The following is a 16,766-nucleotide window of genomic DNA, read 5'->3' on the forward strand; positions in this document are numbered from 1 at the left end:
CCCCAAGACCCCAAGACCCCAAGACCCCAAGACCCCAAGACCCCAAGACCCCAAGACCCCAAGACTCCAAGACTCCAATTTAGAATACCTAAAACGAAAAAGCCCCTGACATTGTCAGGGGCTCTGAAAGCGAATCGGTTGTAACGAATCGTTATACAGTCAGTGCTAGGATTGTACCTGGAAGAACAATAAACACTGATAGTAAGTATGCAGCAACCACTGCTTTGTTCTTAATTGCCATTTCAGCAAGGAACTCAGCACACTTCACGGGAATCTCACGTAGGAACGGGATACCAAAGATAAATACTGTTGCCATCAAGTTGAATACTAGGTGTACCAGAGCAATCTGTAGTGCGAATACTGCAAACTCACCAGAAACTGCTGTCGCTGCAAGTAGTGCGGTAATACAAGTACCGATGTTAGCGCCTAGAGTGAACGGGTAAACGTCACGTACTTTTAGTACACCAGTACCAACAAGTGGAACCATTAGGCTAGTTGTTGTTGATGATGATTGCACCAATACAGTCACAACTGAACCCGATACGATACCGTGAATAGGACCACGACCAATCGCGTTCTTTAGGATGTCACGAGCGCGACCAACCATTAAACCTTTCATTAGCTTACCCATTACAGTAATAGCTACGAAGATAGTTGCGATACCCAAAGTGATCAGTAGTACGCCACCAATGGTGTCACCAAATGTGCTTAGTGGACCTTTAACTGCGCTGATTACAGGCTTAGTGATTGGCTTAACAAAATCAAAGCCGCCCATGCTCATGTCACCAGTCGCCAGTAGAGGAGACACTAACCAATGAGAAATTTTATCTAGAATGCCGAACATCATCTCTAGCGGTAGGAAAATAATGACAGCTAGAAGGTTGAAGAAGTCGTGAATTGTCGCACTCGCAAATGCGCGGCGGAACTCTTCTTTACAGCGAACGTGACCTAGTGAAACAAGCGTATTGGTTACAGTTGTACCAATGTTGGCACCCATTACCATAGGAATCGCTGTTTCTACAGGAAGACCACCGGCAACAAGACCGACGATAATTGAAGTAACTGTACTTGATGATTGGATAAGAGCCGTTGCCACCAAACCGATCATTAGACCTGCAACTGGGTGCGATGCAAACTCAAACAGCACTTTAGCTTGATCGCCAACTGCCCATTTGAAACCACTGCCTACCATCGCTACTGCAAGAAGTAGCAAGTACAACATGAATGCCAAGTTAGCCCAGCGTAACCAGCGAGTTGTACTCGAGATAGGTGCTGCTGTAGTAGTAGCTTGGTTCATCATAATTTTCTCCGTTTGACCGTTAACTTATTTATTTGGTCTATATGTTCAATCTGAGGGCGATAGTAGAGAGTAAATATTTCAGTAATATTACAGTTCGATGTAACCACTAATTTTTTTGGCTCAGTTGGCTATATTCGCTGTATTAGTTGCTTTACATTTTAATTAAGCATTTGAAATATAATGAAAATAAATAATTGAGTAGAGGGTCGAATTTCATCAAAAAAATGTCAAAAAAGTCAGGCTTTGGTCAATTAACACGATCAAATATGACAATTGCCTGTCATAAATGACAAAAAGAAAATGACCATTTTCATTGTGATTGGCTGTATTGTTCGGTTTTTTCGATGTATTGTTGTCACGTAATGGATTGGCGTACACAATCTCACCTAATGGAAAAAGAAATCTCACTATGTCCCACCTAAATTACAATCACTTGTATTACTTCTGGATGGTCTGTAAGCAAGGCTCCGTAACAAAAGCTGCTGATGCGTTGTTTCTTACCCCGCAAACTGTGACTGGGCAGATAAAAGCGCTAGAAGATCGATTAGATGGCAAGTTGACTAAACGCAATGGTCGCAGTGTAGAGCCAACCGAACTTGGTCAGTTGGTGTTTAAGTATGCAGACCGCATGTTTGGGCTGAGCTATGAACTGCTTGATATCGTCAATTACAGTCAGCATTCGAATATTCTGTTCGATGTCGGGGTTGCTGATGCGTTGTCCAAGCGTTTGGTGAGTAAAATCTTAATGACCACTGTGCCTGAAGATAACAGCATCCATCTACGCTGTTTCGAGTCGACCCATGAAATGCTTTTAGAACAGCTATCACAGCATAAATTAGACATGATTTTGTCTGATTGCCCGGTAGATTCGAGCCAGAGTCCGGGCTTGTTTAGCAAAAAGCTTGGTGAGAGTAGTATGAGTTTTTTCTGTTCTGGAAGCGTTGAGAAGGTGAGCTTTCCTGCGGTATTAGAACAGCGTAAATTGCTTATTCCGGGTAGCCGAACGGCGATGGGACGAAAAGTTTTAGAATGGTTTGATCGCCAAGGTATCCAAGCGGATATTTTAGGGGAGTTTGATGATGTGGCGTTAATGAAAGCATTTGCCCTTTATCATGATGATGTCATTTTTCTCGCCCCTGCCATCTATATGAAAGAGGTGGGTGATGACCAATCATTACAGCTTTTGGGTCACATTGAAGAGCTGAAAGAAGAATACTATGTCATCTTTGCTGAGAGAATGATCCAGCATCCGGCGGTAAAAAATGTATGTGATGCGGATTTTAGTAAACTATTTAACTAAGGTCTTTTACAGCCAAAATCAGATCGATTAACATTCATCAAAGTTGGGAGCGTGAATTTTGAGCAAATGTAACCTCGCAACTTTGCTGAGATGATTTGCTATTCCTAGGAGGCGTACATATGGATGTGCAAGAAATGGAAAAAAATTCGGCTCAAGCTGTGGTGTTACTGAAAGCCATGGCTAACGAAAGACGTTTACAGATTTTATGTTTACTGCACAATCAAGAGCTTTCTGTGGGAGAGTTATGTAATAAGTTAGCGTTGAGTCAGTCGGCATTGTCTCAGCATTTAGCTTGGTTGCGTCGAGATGGTTTGGTTAACACGCGAAAAGAAGCACAAACAGTGTATTACACTTTGAGTAGTGAGGAAGTAAAAGCGCTGATTCACCTGCTGCATAACCTCTATTGTCACTAGTTAACGGATAAAATTTGGATATAAAAAAACCGGCCAAGGCCGGTTTTTTTCTTTCACTTGAAATCAGAGTTCTATTATAGAGCTTTGATTGCTGCAGCGAAACGAGACTTATGACGAGCAGTTTTGTTCTTGTGAACAAGACCTTTAGTTGCCATACGGTCTAGGATTGGTGTAACTGCAGCGAATGCAGCAGTTGCAGCTTCTTTGTCGCCTGCTTCGATAGCAGCAACAGTTTTCTTCATGTAAGTGCGCATCATAGAACGACGGCTAGCGTTGTGCTGGCGACGTTTCTCAGCTTGGATAGCGCGCTTCTTAGCAGATTTACTATTTGCCAAGGGTCTAACTCCCAAAAACTTTAGTTCGGTGACAATTTAAGGGCAGGGAATATCCCCTATATGCGCCAAAATGTCAAATGATTTGTGCAAAAACCAGTCTAAACCAAACAATTTTTGGATTCGACGAGTCATCGCGGTTAAGATGGCGGGATTCTATCAGTATTCTTTTTTTAATGCTAATACTTATCTGCCCTGAAATCGACTTTCGTTGAACAATTAGGGCGGATTAACTGAGTATGGCAGATATTTGAGGTAATTGTGAGTAAACGTCTGCTCAAATCTGGCATGATCGTCAGTGCGATGACATTAATTTCTCGCGTTCTAGGTTTAGTTCGTGATGTGGTTGTTGCAAACCTAATGGGTGCAGGGGCGAGTGCGGATGTTTTTTTCTTCGCCAACAAGATCCCTAATTTTTTACGTCGACTCTTTGCTGAAGGGGCGTTCTCACAAGCATTTGTCCCAGTTTTGACTGAGAGCCACGCAGGTGGCGACATGGACAAAACACGCCAGTTAATTGCTAGAGCCTCAGGCACATTAGGTGTCATTGTCTCTATTGTTACCTTGTTGGGTATTTTGGGATCTGGTGTTGTCACGGCTTTGTTTGGCTTTGGCTGGTTTTTAGATTGGCTCAATGATGGACCTTCGGCAGGTAAATTTGAGCTTGCGAGCTTCATGCTAAAAATTACCTTCCCTTATTTATGGTTCATTACTTTTGTGGCGCTCTCTGGTGCCATTCTCAACACCTTAGGTAAATTTGCGGTTTCTTCTTTTACCCCTGTTTTCCTCAATGTGATGATCATCTTTTCTGCATGGTTTATTGCTCCGCAGTTACAACAACCAGAAATTGGCTTGGCGATTGGTGTCTTCTTAGGCGGCTTAGTGCAGTTTCTATTTCAAATCCCGTTCTTGATTAAAGCCGGCGTGATGGTGAAGCCACAATGGGGTTGGCGAGATCCTGGTGTGGTTAAAATTCGCACCTTGATGATCCCTGCACTATTTGGTGTATCAGTCAGTCAAATCAACTTACTGCTTGATACTTTTATTGCTAGTTTCTTGCAAACCGGTTCAATCAGTTGGCTTTATTATTCAGACCGCTTATTAGAATTCCCGCTTGGTCTGTTTGGTATCGCCATTGCCACCGTGATTTTACCAGCGCTTTCGCGCAAACACGTTGATGCGCAGAGTGAAGGTTTCGCCAGTACGATGGACTGGGGAGTTCGCATGGTATTGCTACTGGGATTGCCGGCGATGCTAGGTTTGATGGTGTTGGCGAAACCGATGCTGATGGTGCTTTTCATGCGCGGTGAGTTCTCACCTCATGATGTGCAGCAGGCTTCGCTCTCATTATTTGCCTACGCGTCGGGTCTGCTTAATTTTATGCTGATTAAAGTATTGGCTCCGGGTTACTACTCGCGCCAAGACACCAAAACCCCAGTAAAGTACGGGATTATCGCGATGGTCACCAATATGGGATTCAATGCCATTTTTGCCTATTTCTATGGTTACGTAGGTTTGGCGATGGCAACCGCTCTTTCTGCCTTGGTGAATATGTCTCTTCTATATAGAGGGCTGCATATTCAAGGCGTCTATAAAGTCAGTAAAAAAACATTGCTGTTTATTGCTCGATTGATCATTGCTGGTGGCGCTATGGTCGCGGCAATCCTGTGGCAGCTAGAAGACATCAGTGTATGGCTGACATGGAGCTTTGCTGAGAGAGTGATGTGGTTGAGTGCTTTGATTGGCTTGGGCGCGGGTGTTTATCTTATAGGTTTGTTGGTTTTAGGTGTACGCTTAAAAGATTTAAAAGCAGCGACAGAGTAGCACCGATTGGTATATAATCCGTCGGTTTCACGTAGTGTAAATATAGAAAACAGGGCATTAGCAGCTTCCAATGGAATTGATACGAGGTATTCACAATATTCAGCCACAACATCAAGGTTGTGTGCTTACAATAGGAAACTTCGATGGTGTTCATCTTGGTCACCAAGCCGTGCTTGAACAAGTCTCCCAACAAGCGCAAGCATTGAACTTGCCTTCAATTGTGATGACTTTTGAGCCGCAACCTCTGGAGTTGTTTGCAAAAAACAGAGCCCCAGCACGTTTAACTCGTTTGCGAGATAAATTTGTGCAATTGAGTAAACTCAATCTCGATCGTTTGCTTTGTATCAGTTTTAATGCGTATTTTGCTAATTTAACGGCAGAGGAGTTTATTACTGACTTGTTGGTCAAGCGATTGGGTGTTAAGTTTCTCGTTGTTGGTGATGATTTTTGTTTTGGTCGTGGTCGTAAAGGTAACTTTGCGATGTTACAACAAGCGGGCAAAGAGCATGGCTTTGAAGTAGTTAGTACACAAAGTTTTTGCTTACAGCAATTACGCGTGAGTAGTACCGCGATTCGCAATGCCCTCGCTGAAGATGATTTACCTGCAGTGGCCAAGATGCTTGGTCGTGATTACAGTATTAGTGGTCGCGTATCTCATGGTCGCAAACTAGGAAGGACCATTGGTTTTCCTACAGCAAATATTCCCCTCAAACGCTGTGTTTCACCTGTCTCAGGTGTGTATGTTGTTCAAGCTTTAGGGCTGGGAGAACAAGCGATTGGAGGTGTGGCTAACATTGGTCAACGACCAACAGTTAACGGTGTTCGCCAACAACTAGAAGTACATTTATTCGACTTTCATGCCAATTTATATGGTAAACAGCTAGAAATTGTACTTCTAGAAAAGCTTCGCGATGAACATAAATTTGAATCGTTCGAAGCACTTAAACAGCAAATTGAATTGGATGCTGAGGCAGCAAGGGTGTGGCTGCGTCAGTTTAAAGATTGATCGGTTTATTCCACCGATTAACGTAATGTCTAACTTTCGCCCAATATAACGGAATTAAGAATCGATGAGTGACTATAAAGATACCCTGAACTTACCTGAAACAGGGTTTCCGATGCGCGGTAATCTGGCTAATCGTGAGCCAGAAATGCTAGAGCGTTGGTACAAAGAAGATCTTTACGGTGAAATCCGTAAAGCTAAAAAAGGCAAAAAATCATTTGTTTTGCATGATGGTCCTCCATATGCGAATGGCGATATTCACATCGGCCACGCACTAAACAAGATTCTTAAAGACATTATTATTAAATCCAAAACGCTTTCAGGTTTTGATGCACCATACGTTCCAGGTTGGGACTGTCACGGTCTTCCTATCGAGTTGATGGTAGAGAAGAAAGTTGGTAAGCCAGGTCAAAAAGTGACGGCTGCTGAATTCCGTGAAAAGTGTCGTGATTACGCTGCAGGTCAAGTTGAAGGTCAAAAAGAGAGCTTCAAACGCCTTGGTATCATGGGTGAGTGGGATAAACCATACCGCACTATGGATTTTGCTACTGAAGCAAATATCATCCGTGCGCTAGGTAAAATCGCAGATAACGGTCACCTACTTAAAGGTTTTAAACCTGTTCACTGGTGTACAGATTGTGGTTCAGCGCTAGCTGAAGCAGAAGTTGAGTACAAAGACAAAGTATCTCCGTCTATCGATGTTCGCTTCAAAGCGGCAGATGAAGCGGCGCTACTGTCTAAGTTTGCCTTAAATGAAGGTCATGAAGGTCACGGTGACGTTTCTATCGTTATCTGGACAACAACGCCATGGACGCTTCCTGCAAACCGCGCAGTATGTCTACGTGATGATCTAGAATACGTACTAATCCAAGTTGAGGCTTCTGCTGAAAACGAGCAGTGCCCTGAACGTATTATCGTTGCATCTGAGCTAGCAAAAGAAGTAATGGATCGTGCGGGTATCGAACACTTCCACAACCTTGGTTTTGCCAAAGGTGCAGATCTTGAGCTTGCTCAATTCCAACACCCATTCTACGACTTCAGTGTTCCTGCGATCCTTGGCGATCACGTAACCACTGATTCTGGTACAGGTGTGGTTCACACAGCTCCTGGTCATGGTCAAGAAGACTTCGTGGTTGGTAAAAAATACAACCTAGAAATCGCAAACCCAGTAGGCTCAAACGGTGTTTACCTACCAGATACAGAGCTATTTGCTGGTCAGCACGTATTTAAAGCAAATGATGCTGTAGTTGAGACGCTAAAAGAAAAAGGCGCGCTATTACATCACCACGCTTATGAGCACAGCTACCCACACTGCTGGCGCCATAAAACTCCAATCATCTTCCGTGCAACACCACAATGGTTTATCTCTATGGACCAAGCGGGTCTACGTGCTAAAGCACTAGAGTCAATCAAAGGTGTTCAGTGGATGCCTGAATGGGGTCAAAGCCGCATCGAAGGTATGATTGAAGGTCGTCCAGAGTGGTGTATCTCTCGTCAACGTACTTGGGGTGTGCCAATTGCACTATTTGTACATAAAGAGACGGCAGAACTTCACCCTAACTCACTAGAGCTAATTGAAAAAGTCGCTCAACTTGTTGAGCAAAAAGGCATTCAAGCTTGGTGGGATGTAGAAAACGCAGAACTTCTAGGTGACGACGCAGAGCAATACGAAAAAGTGCTAGATACACTAGACGTATGGTTTGACTCAGGTGTGACTCACTACTCTGTGGTTGATGCTCGTGAAGAGTTCAATGGTCACAGCGCAGATCTATACCTAGAAGGTTCAGACCAACACCGTGGTTGGTTCCAGTCTTCTCTAATTTCATCTATCGCGATGAAAGACGAGGCACCTTACAAGCAAGTGTTAACTCACGGCTTCGTAGTGGATGGTCACGGTCGTAAGATGTCTAAATCTATCGGCAACGTAGTCGCACCGAAAGACGTAACTAACAAACTAGGCGCAGATATTCTTCGTCTATGGGTTGCTTCAACTGACTACACTGGTGAAGTTGCGGTTTCTGATGAAATCCTAAAACGCAGCGCTGACGCATACCGTCGTATCCGTAACACTGCGCGTTTCTTCCTAGCGAACTTAAACGGCTTCAACCCAGCAACCGACCTTGTTCCTGCAGATGAAATGGTTGCACTTGATCGTTGGGCTGTTGGTCGTGCACTAGCAGCACAAGAAGAGATCGTTAAAGCGTATGGCGAGTACAACACGCACGCAGTAATGCAGCGTCTAATGCACTTCTGTTCAGTAGAAATGGGTTCATTCTACCTAGACGTAATTAAAGACCGCCAGTACACAGCAAAATTGGGTGGTCACGCTCAACGCAGCTGTCAAACGGCGCTTTACTACATCGTAGAAGCTCTTGTTCGTTGGATGGCACCGATCATGTCGTTCACTGCGGATGAAATCTGGAACGAAATGCCAGGCGAACGTGATAAGTTTGTTTTCACTGGTGAATGGTTCGACGGTTTATTCGGTCTTGCTGAAGGCGAAGCGCTAAACAACGAGTTTTGGTCTGAAATCCAAAAAGTTCGTGGCAGCGTAAACAAACTGCTTGAAGCGGCACGTACTGAAAAAGTTATCGGTGGTTCACTACAAGCGGAAGTAACGCTGTTTGTTGAAGACGCACTAGCGGCGAAAATCAACCTACTTGAAGATGAGCTACGTTTCGTTCTATTAACTTCTGAAGCAGTAGTGAAACCTCTAAGCGAGAAATCAGACGCAGCCAAAGAGACTGAGATTGAAGGTCTATTTGTCGAAGTGAAAGCGACTGAAGCTGAGAAGTGTGACCGTTGTTGGCACCACACGCCAGATGTAGGCACAATCGAAGGTCACGAGAAAGTTTGTGGTCGTTGTGTGTCGAATATCGATGGTGAGGGTGAAGTGCGCCATTACGCATAATTACTCGTCATTCTTGGAACTATGGCTTTGTTGCCAGCATCCTTTCACCCCAGTCACATAGGAGACTATGCTCAGGGGATTCAAGGATTTGGCGCCGCACCACAGTTCCAATTATTTAGAGTAATGCCATTTGATGTGGAACTTTTTAATAACCAAACAGCCCCAGTATTTACTGGGGTTGTTTTTAGGTAACGAGATGAGTGAAAAAGCACTAACACTGAAGGAATCCGGCGTTCGCTGGCTTTGGCTGGCGTTGTTTATTTTCCTAGCTGATATCGCGATTAAATTTCTAGTTCTTGAGTACATAGAATTTGGTTGGCAAAACCGGATAGAAATTACGCCGTTTTTTAATCTACTCTATGTGCGTAACTATGGTGCTGCATTTAGCTTTTTAAGTGATCAAGCTGGTTGGCAGCGTTGGCTGTTTACTGGTATCGCGTTCGCTGTAACGGCGATGCTGACTTATTGGATGAGTAAGTTACCGGCGAAAGAGAAGTGGAATAATATTGCTTACGCGATGATTATTGGTGGTGCGGTTGGTAATGTATTTGACCGTGTTGTGCATGGCTTTGTGGTTGATTACTTAGACTTCTTTGTTGGCAATTATCACTGGCCGGCATTTAACTTGGCAGACAGTACCATCTGTATTGGTGCTGCGATGATTATCCTCGATGGCTTTATTAGTAAAGATAAAGCCAAAGCATAATGAAAAAATGAATAACCCTAAGCGCTGTCTGTTGATTCAGGCGGCGCTTTTTAGTATACCCGTTTATATAAATTTGCAGCGGCGCTGATAAAGCCGCAACTTCAACGATCTAGGGTATACATCATTAATTCTACCCTTTAGATTAGAACGTATAAAAATGACAAGGATGCAGTAACGTGACAGCAATAACCCAAGATTCGACGGTTACCCTTCATTTCACCATCAAAATGAAAGATGGTTCCGTAGCTGATAGCACCCATAATATGGGAAAACCAGCCAAATTAGTGATTGGTGATGGTAGCTTAAGCGACAACTTTGAACAGTGCTTACTCGGTTTATCCGCGGGAGAGAGCAAAGAGATAGAACTTGCCGCTGCAGATGCGTTTGGTATGCCAAACCCAGATAATATTCACCACATGGATCGGGCGAAATTTGTTGGTGATGCCGACGTTGAAGTTGGCATTATCATGGCGTTTAGTGGTCCTGATGGTATGGAAATTCCGGGAATCATTACTGAAATTGCTGGCGATTCGGTCACGGTTGACTTCAATCATCCTTTAGCAGGACAAGATGTGACTTTTGCAGTTGAAATTTTGTCAGTAGAATAACGCCCCATAGAAGAAAATGACTCCATGAGCAATGAAATGAAAATCCTGTTAGCGAACCCTCGCGGTTTTTGTGCCGGTGTTGACCGTGCCATCAGCATCGTAGAGCGTGCGTTGGAATTGTATCAGCCACCTATCTACGTACGCCACGAAGTGGTTCACAATCGCTTTGTTGTCGAAGGTCTAAAACAGCGTGGTGCAGTCTTCGTCGAAGAGTTGAATGAAGTACCAGATGACAATATTGTTATTTTCTCTGCTCATGGCGTATCACAAGCAGTGCGTAAAGAAGCGAAAGAACGCGATTTAACAGTATTTGATGCAACTTGCCCACTGGTGACTAAAGTACATATGGAAGTGGCGCGCGCCAGTCGTCGCAATATGGAAGTGGTTTTGATAGGTCATGCCGGTCATCCTGAAGTTGAGGGCACCATGGGGCAATACTCTAGCGAAACCGGTGGCATGTACTTGGTTGAAAAACCAGAGGACGTCGCGAAGTTACGTGAGTTAGTCAAAGACCCAAGTGAGTTGCATTACGTTAGCCAAACCACACTGTCCGTGGATGAAACAGCCGATGTGATCACTGAGCTTCGCCGCGTGTTTCCGGATATTCAAGGTCCACGTAAAGATGACATTTGCTACGCAACACAAAATCGCCAAGACGCTGTGCGTGAAATCGCAGGTCAAGTTGATGTGGTGATTGTAGTCGGCTCGAAGAACTCTTCAAACTCCACTCGCTTGAAGGAGCTGGCTGAGAAGCTAGGCACGCCGGGGTACTTAACCGATTGTCCAGAAGATATTCAAACCCATTGGTTTGATGGTAAGCGACGAGTAGGCGTAACAGCGGGCGCTTCTGCGCCAGAAGAGTTAGTGAACCAAATTATGGAACGGATTAAAGTGCTCGTTGGTACTCGCTCGGTGGAAGAAGTGACCGGACGTGAAGAAAACATGTTTTTTGAAGTACCTAAAGAGCTGCAAGTTAAGCAAATCGATTAGATATTAAGATCACCACTGCTTTGTAGTCCTAGCTTGCAGATAAAGAAAAGGCTCCTAATTAGGAGCCTTTTGAATTTAGCTAATATCCATTTTGAAACTTAAGCGGTTTCAGTTGTGCCGCTTGGTTTTTCTTCATCGGCTAGCTCAGTATCGCCTTTGCCTTTCGATGTTTTAATCACATAACCCAGTACCGCAAACGCAACCACGACACCGACGATAGTTGAGATTTGCATTGGCAGACCAAAGCCAAGAGAACTGTTGTTAAGGATAAAGGTCACACACACGCTAGTCATAAATAGTGCTGGGACTGAAGTTACCCAGTGTAGTTTATTGTGACGAAGCAAGTATGCAGAAGCAGTCCAAAGCATCATTACCGCAGTTGATTGGTTAGCAAAACCGAAGTAGCGCCAAATAATACCGAAGTCGACTTGAGTTAGAATGGCACCAATCACAAATAGTGGTACAGCCATTAGTAGTCGGTTACGAAGCGTTTTCTGCTCCATATTGAAGTATTCAGCTAAGATTAGGCGGCTAGAGCGAAACGCTGTGTCACCTGAAGTAATAGGCAGAATAACCACGCCAAGGAAAGCAAGCACGCCACCAAATACACCCAGTAGACCAAATGAAGAGCTGTATACCACGTTACCCGGACCACCATTTGCCACTGCTTCAGCTAGTGAGTCGATAGAGCCAAAGAACGACAGTGCCAGTGCACACCAGATTAGAGCTATCACGCCTTCACCAATCATTGCACCGTAAAACACAAAGCGACCGTTCTTTTCATTTTCCATACAGCGAGCCATAAGTGGAGACTGTGTCGCATGGAAGCCTGAGATTGCACCACAAGCAATAGTAATGAATAGTGCAGGCCAAATTGGCATGTCATTTGGGTTTAAGTTATTGAACATGTCCGTTACTTGGAAGTCACCCATAACCGTATGCTCACTTGAGAAAGCGACAGCGGTGATAAGACCAACGGACATAAAGATAAGCAGTGCACCGAATAGCGGGTAGAAACGACCGATGATTTTATCGACAGGCACAATCGTTGCGATGATGTAGTAACCAAAGATCAGCATTACCATGGTGGTCATGCTAACGGTCAAATCGGTTTGGTCATTAATGAGGTTGGTGATCATGCCTGCAGGGGCTGATACGAATACCACACCAACAAGAAGCAGAAGGACGATGGCAAAGATGTTCATAAAGTGTTTTGCGCCATTGCCTAGATAACGACCTGTGATGGTTGGAACGGATGCACCACCGTTACGTATAGAAAGCATACCTGAGAAGTAATCATGTACAGCACCGGCAAATATACAACCAATCACTATCCACAACATCGCGGCAGGACCATATAACGCCCCCATGATTGGTCCGAAAATTGGACCGACGCCAGCAATGTTAAGTAATTGAACTAGATATACCTTTTTGGTCGACATTGGTACATAGTCAACCCCATCTGTTTTAGTATGTGCGGGTGTTTGGCGATTTTCATTGATGCCAAAAATCTTTTCAATAAAGGCGCCGTATATAAAGTAACCACCGATTAACGCAGCAACGCAAGTTAAAAACCACAACATAGCTCTTGTCCCCTGATCTTAGAATTCATGGTGAATAATAAGTTGGCGGCTGAACAGTTTCATGTGGATTTGCAGTGAGTGGTCGTTTCGTCATTTAAGTGGCAATCTCATCACTTAAGTGGTTTTTCACTAAGTTAAGTGGTCAATACAAGGTGTTAGTGGTTACACTAACAATGCAAAGCGAATCACAAGGATAAATAATGAGAAAGCTATTAAGCGTCATGTTGCTAGCCGTGTTAGCAGGGTGTGCTAACTCAATTGATGAGTTGGCAAAAGCAGGTGATTGGTATCAAGTCGGCTATCAAGATGGTGTGAGCGGCAACCATTCGCGTTCGATGCGAGAGCTATCGAGTATGGGGAATGTTAATACTGCTGATTATGACCAAGGTTACCTTGAAGGTGTTAACGAGTATTGCAATCCTAATGCTGCGTATCAAATTGGGCTGTCGGGGCAATATTATGAAGGTGTATGCGAAGGTACAGAAGACGCGCAGCGTTTCCGTATGGAATGGCAACGTGGCTGGAATGAGTCTCGAATCAGCTATTGATGCTTTGTCGAACGAAGGCTTGGTTTACCAAGCCTTTTCATTGTTAAGTCGCGAATGACTTATTGACGTTCAATTAGAGCGATGGGATTCAACCGCTCGACGTAAGAAGCCCTCTTTTTCCATCAATTGCAATTTGGCTGTTTCAAGATTCATTCCGGTCAAAATCATTAAAATGGTCAACTTTACATCGTAGTCTGTTTGCTCTAGTACTTGAGTGGCGATAGGCAGATCACAGTCAGTCGCCTGCATAACAATACGTGCCGCGCGCGCTATCAGTTTTTTGTTGGTCGCTTTTACATCAACCATCAGGTTTTGATAGCTTTTGCCCAATCGAATCATGCTGGCGGTGGTGATCATATTGAGTACTAGCTTTTGTGCTGTCCCCGATTTTAAGCGAGTAGAACCAGTTAATGCTTCCGGTCCCACTACTGGGCTAATAGCAATATGTGCTTCTTCGGCTATCGCAGAGTCGGGATTACAAGAAAGTGCAACGGTAGTTGCACCGATCTGGTTGGCATAGCGTAGCGCACCGATCACGTAGGGCGTTCTGCCACTAGCAGCAATCCCTACCACCACATCTTTGGCGTTGAAGTCGATACTCTTTAAATCTTCAACCCCCAGTTCGAATGAGTCTTCCGCGCCTTCTTTAGCTTTGAGAATCGCTTCAGGACCACCGGCAATCAAGCCAACCACCATTTTGTCTGACACACCAAAAGTTGGTGGACATTCAGAGGCATCAAGTACACCTAGGCGCCCACTCGTTCCTGCGCCCATGTAAACCAGTCTACCGCCATTTTTAAAGGCATCAGCCACTTTCTCAACGACTTGAGCTATCTCTGGCAGAACTTTTTCAACGGCGAGTGGAACGAGTTTGTCTTGCTGATTAAGCCGCGTGACAATATCCAGTGAGGAGAGTAAGTCGATATCCATCGTTTCGGGGTTTCGACCTTCTGAAACCAAATGAGCTAAAGCCGCAATCAGAGCATCGTTAGTCATAAAAAATCCTTAATGCTGCGCAAAGTAGAGGACACCGAGAGAAGCCAGTTGGCTGGCGCCCGTTACCTCAGGTAGGTTGCTTGGTAAATTGTGAATACGACGTTGCGCTAGCCATGCAAACGCCATTGCTTCCATATTGTCGCTATCCACTCCTTTTTGATTGGTAGAGAGTACCGTCCATTCCGGCAATAGATCGGCTAAGCGAGACATGATAAGTGGGTTACGAGCACCACCGCCACACACCAGTAGCTCGGGAGAGTTACCTTCTAGGTAGCTGTTTACTTGGTGGGCAATCGTCAAAGCTGTGTATTCACACAGAGTGCGCTGCACATCTTGTGGTTTGATGGATAAGTTAGAAAGCTTGCTTTCAAGCCATGGCAGGTTAAACAGTTCACGTCCGGTACTCTTTGGCGCAGTTCGAGCTAAATATGGCTCGTTCATTAACGTTTCAAGCAGGGTTGGTATAACCTTTCCTTCAAGTGCAAAGAGTGCGTCAGCATCAAATTTGCTACCACGGTGTTTGAAACACCACGCATCCATTAACATATTTCCCGGGCCAGTATCATAGCCTATGACAGGATGATCCGGTCGCAACACCGAAATATTAGCGATGCCACCAATATTAAGCACCACCACGCTTGAGTCTGTCGCTGCAAAAATAGATTGATGAAAAGCGGGCACAAGCGGTGCGCCTTGACCGCCTAGCGCCATATCTTTGCGACGAAAGTCAGCAACCGTATCAATGCCTGTTTTGGTCGCAATGATGTTGGCATCCCCAAGTTGCATGGTAAACGGCGCAGCACCATCAGGTCGGTGGTAGACGGTTTGTCCGTGGTTACCAATGGCTGTAATGCTGCTGGCTGGGCAGTCGGTATGCTTTAGTAGTGCATTAACCGCATCGGCAAATAGATGACCAAGCAGGTGATCAAGCTCGCCTATTTCCGCTAAATTAGTTTCTTGACCTAAGCAGATATTCAACAGTCGCTGTTTGAGTGATTCAGGTATTGGGAAATCGAGTGATGCAAGCAACTCAATTTGGCTGCCTTCAATTTCAACTAAAGCGGTGTCGACACCATCCATGCTGGTGCCTGACATCACACCAATAAAGCGTTGTTTTGTATTCATATCCAATTTTCAGTAATAGGCTCACTTATCCATTGTAAACCTAGAATAATCAGAATAACCTCAAAGCCAAAGCGAAATTAGAGCGCAGTTAGGAGAAATTATGGGTCCGTTATGGTTGGACGTTGCTGGGTATGAGCTAAGCGCGGAAGATAGAGAAATTTTACAACACCCAACCGTGGGGGGCGTTATTCTATTTTCACGTAACTATCACGACAGCAAACAGCTTTTGGCATTGAATAGTGACATTCGTAAAGCTGCAAAACGACCTATTTTAATTGGTGTGGATCAAGAAGGGGGGCGCGTACAGCGTTTCCGTGAAGGCTTCTCTCGCATTCCTGCCGCTAAATTATATGCCAAGCAAGCCAATAGTGAACAAATGGCAGAACTCGGTGGCTGGTTAATGGCTGCAGAGCTTGTCGCCCATGATGTTGATCTTAGTTTTGCTCCTGTGCTGGATAAAGGCTTTGAGTGTCATGCGATAGGTGATCGCGCATTCGGTGAAGATATTGATACGATTTTGCGTCATAGCAGCGCGTATATGCGTGGCATGAAGTCGGTTGGTATGGCAACCACAGGCAAGCATTTCCCAGGGCATGGTGGCGTTATAGCCGATTCGCATTTAGAGACGCCATACGATGAACGCCAAACGATTCTTGAGCAAGATATGGTGATCTTCAAAGCGCAAATTGAAGCGGGAACCTTAGATGCGATGATGCCTGCACATGTGGTTTATCCACAGTACGATGACCAGCCTGCCAGTGGTTCACCATTTTGGCTTAAGACAGTACTTCGTGAACAGTTAGGTTTTAAAGGCATTGTTTTTTCTGATGATCTCAATATGGAAGGTGCAGCAGTGATGGGCGGACCCGCGGCTCGTTCTCATCAAGCTATGGTTGCAGGTTGTGACATGCTGTTGATGTGTAATAACCGTGACGCGCAAATTGAGGTGTTGGATAACTTGCCAATAATGGAAACACCACAAGCGACTCAATTACTTAAAAAGCAGTCATTTAGCATTAGTGAATTGCAACGAAGTGAAAAATGGCGCCAAGCTTCTGAAGCGATGAAACGCATTCTAGATTGTTAGATCTTTGATATTTCGTTGATTGAGAAAGAGCCACTATTAA

15 protein-coding genes are annotated in these 16,766 nt (G+C 44.6%); 10 read left to right on the forward strand and 5 right to left on the reverse strand.

Annotated features, from left to right (window positions below; genetic code table 11):
• Window positions 1–151: 151 nt before the first annotated feature.
• Window positions 152–1,297 (reverse strand): Na/Pi symporter, encoded by a 1,146-nt coding sequence (locus H2O73_RS19160; protein WP_182110565.1) that lies wholly within the window; start codon window positions 1,295–1,297, stop codon window positions 152–154.
• Between the two features lie 412 nt (window positions 1,298–1,709).
• Here H2O73_RS19160 and nhaR point away from each other — a divergent pair, with 412 nt between their 5' ends.
• Together nhaR and H2O73_RS19170 are read left to right on the forward strand one after the other, a co-directional pair.
• Window positions 1,710–2,600, forward strand: coding sequence for a transcriptional activator NhaR (gene nhaR, locus H2O73_RS19165; protein WP_182110533.1), 891 nt, complete (start codon window positions 1,710–1,712; stop codon window positions 2,598–2,600).
• A gap of 119 nt (window positions 2,601–2,719) precedes the next feature.
• Window positions 2,720–3,013 (forward strand): ArsR/SmtB family transcription factor, encoded by a 294-nt coding sequence (locus tag H2O73_RS19170; RefSeq protein ID WP_182110534.1) that lies wholly within the window; start codon window positions 2,720–2,722, stop codon window positions 3,011–3,013.
• A 74-nt stretch (window positions 3,014–3,087) separates the two neighbouring features.
• On the opposite strand, the gene rpsT is transcribed toward H2O73_RS19170, so the two are convergent.
• Entirely contained in the window at window positions 3,088–3,348 is a 261-nt protein-coding gene (gene rpsT / locus H2O73_RS19175; RefSeq protein WP_120031875.1) for a 30S ribosomal protein S20, read from the reverse strand.
• A gap of 258 nt (window positions 3,349–3,606) precedes the next feature.
• Here rpsT and murJ point away from each other — a divergent pair, with 258 nt between their 5' ends.
• The 6 genes from murJ to ispH all read left to right on the forward strand — a co-directional run bounded on the left by murJ (window position 3,607) and on the right by ispH (window position 11,387).
• On the forward strand, window positions 3,607–5,169 hold the full coding sequence (murJ, locus tag H2O73_RS19180; protein ID WP_182110535.1) for a murein biosynthesis integral membrane protein MurJ: 1,563 nt from the start codon (window positions 3,607–3,609) through the stop codon (window positions 5,167–5,169).
• Window positions 5,170–5,239: 70 nt separating this feature from the next.
• Window positions 5,240–6,175 carry a bifunctional riboflavin kinase/FAD synthetase gene (ribF, locus tag H2O73_RS19185; protein WP_182110536.1) on the forward strand — a complete coding sequence of 312 codons (936 nt, stop codon included), beginning with the start codon at window positions 5,240–5,242 and terminating at the stop codon, window positions 6,173–6,175.
• Window positions 6,176–6,239: 64 nt separating this feature from the next.
• On the forward strand, window positions 6,240–9,083 hold the full coding sequence (gene ileS, locus H2O73_RS19190) for an isoleucine--tRNA ligase (RefSeq protein WP_182110537.1): 2,844 nt from the start codon (window positions 6,240–6,242) through the stop codon (window positions 9,081–9,083).
• 196 nt (window positions 9,084–9,279) lie between these two features.
• Entirely contained in the window at window positions 9,280–9,789 is a 510-nt protein-coding gene (gene lspA, locus H2O73_RS19195) for a signal peptidase II (protein WP_182110538.1), read from the forward strand.
• A gap of 176 nt (window positions 9,790–9,965) precedes the next feature.
• Window positions 9,966–10,397 (forward strand): FKBP-type peptidyl-prolyl cis-trans isomerase, encoded by a 432-nt coding sequence (gene fkpB / locus H2O73_RS19200; protein ID WP_182110539.1) that lies wholly within the window; start codon window positions 9,966–9,968, stop codon window positions 10,395–10,397.
• Between the two features lie 24 nt (window positions 10,398–10,421).
• Window positions 10,422–11,387 (forward strand): 4-hydroxy-3-methylbut-2-enyl diphosphate reductase, encoded by a 966-nt coding sequence (gene ispH / locus H2O73_RS19205; protein ID WP_182110540.1) that lies wholly within the window; start codon window positions 10,422–10,424, stop codon window positions 11,385–11,387.
• A gap of 98 nt (window positions 11,388–11,485) precedes the next feature.
• Here ispH and H2O73_RS19210 read toward each other — a convergent pair whose 3' ends face one another.
• Window positions 11,486–12,970 (reverse strand): carbon starvation CstA family protein, encoded by a 1,485-nt coding sequence (locus tag H2O73_RS19210; RefSeq protein ID WP_182110541.1) that lies wholly within the window; start codon window positions 12,968–12,970, stop codon window positions 11,486–11,488.
• 200 nt (window positions 12,971–13,170) lie between these two features.
• On the opposite strand from H2O73_RS19210, the gene H2O73_RS19215 reads away from it, so the two are divergent.
• Complete coding sequence (locus H2O73_RS19215) at window positions 13,171–13,518, forward strand: DUF2799 domain-containing protein (RefSeq protein ID WP_182110542.1); 348 nt, start codon at window positions 13,171–13,173, stop codon at window positions 13,516–13,518.
• 69 nt (window positions 13,519–13,587) lie between these two features.
• On the opposite strand, the gene murQ is transcribed toward H2O73_RS19215, so the two are convergent.
• On the reverse strand, window positions 13,588–14,514 hold the full coding sequence (murQ, locus tag H2O73_RS19220) for an N-acetylmuramic acid 6-phosphate etherase (RefSeq protein ID WP_182110543.1): 927 nt from the start codon (window positions 14,512–14,514) through the stop codon (window positions 13,588–13,590).
• A gap of 9 nt (window positions 14,515–14,523) precedes the next feature.
• On the reverse strand, window positions 14,524–15,639 hold the full coding sequence (locus tag H2O73_RS19225; RefSeq protein ID WP_182110544.1) for an anhydro-N-acetylmuramic acid kinase: 1,116 nt from the start codon (window positions 15,637–15,639) through the stop codon (window positions 14,524–14,526).
• 100 nt (window positions 15,640–15,739) lie between these two features.
• Here H2O73_RS19225 and nagZ point away from each other — a divergent pair, with 100 nt between their 5' ends.
• Complete coding sequence (gene nagZ / locus H2O73_RS19230; protein WP_182110545.1) at window positions 15,740–16,726, forward strand: beta-N-acetylhexosaminidase; 987 nt, start codon at window positions 15,740–15,742, stop codon at window positions 16,724–16,726.
• The last annotated feature ends 40 nt before the right edge of the window (window positions 16,727–16,766 follow it).

The organism is Vibrio marinisediminis, assembly GCF_014050145.1.
Classification (GTDB): domain Bacteria; phylum Pseudomonadota; class Gammaproteobacteria; order Enterobacterales; family Vibrionaceae; genus Vibrio; species Vibrio marinisediminis.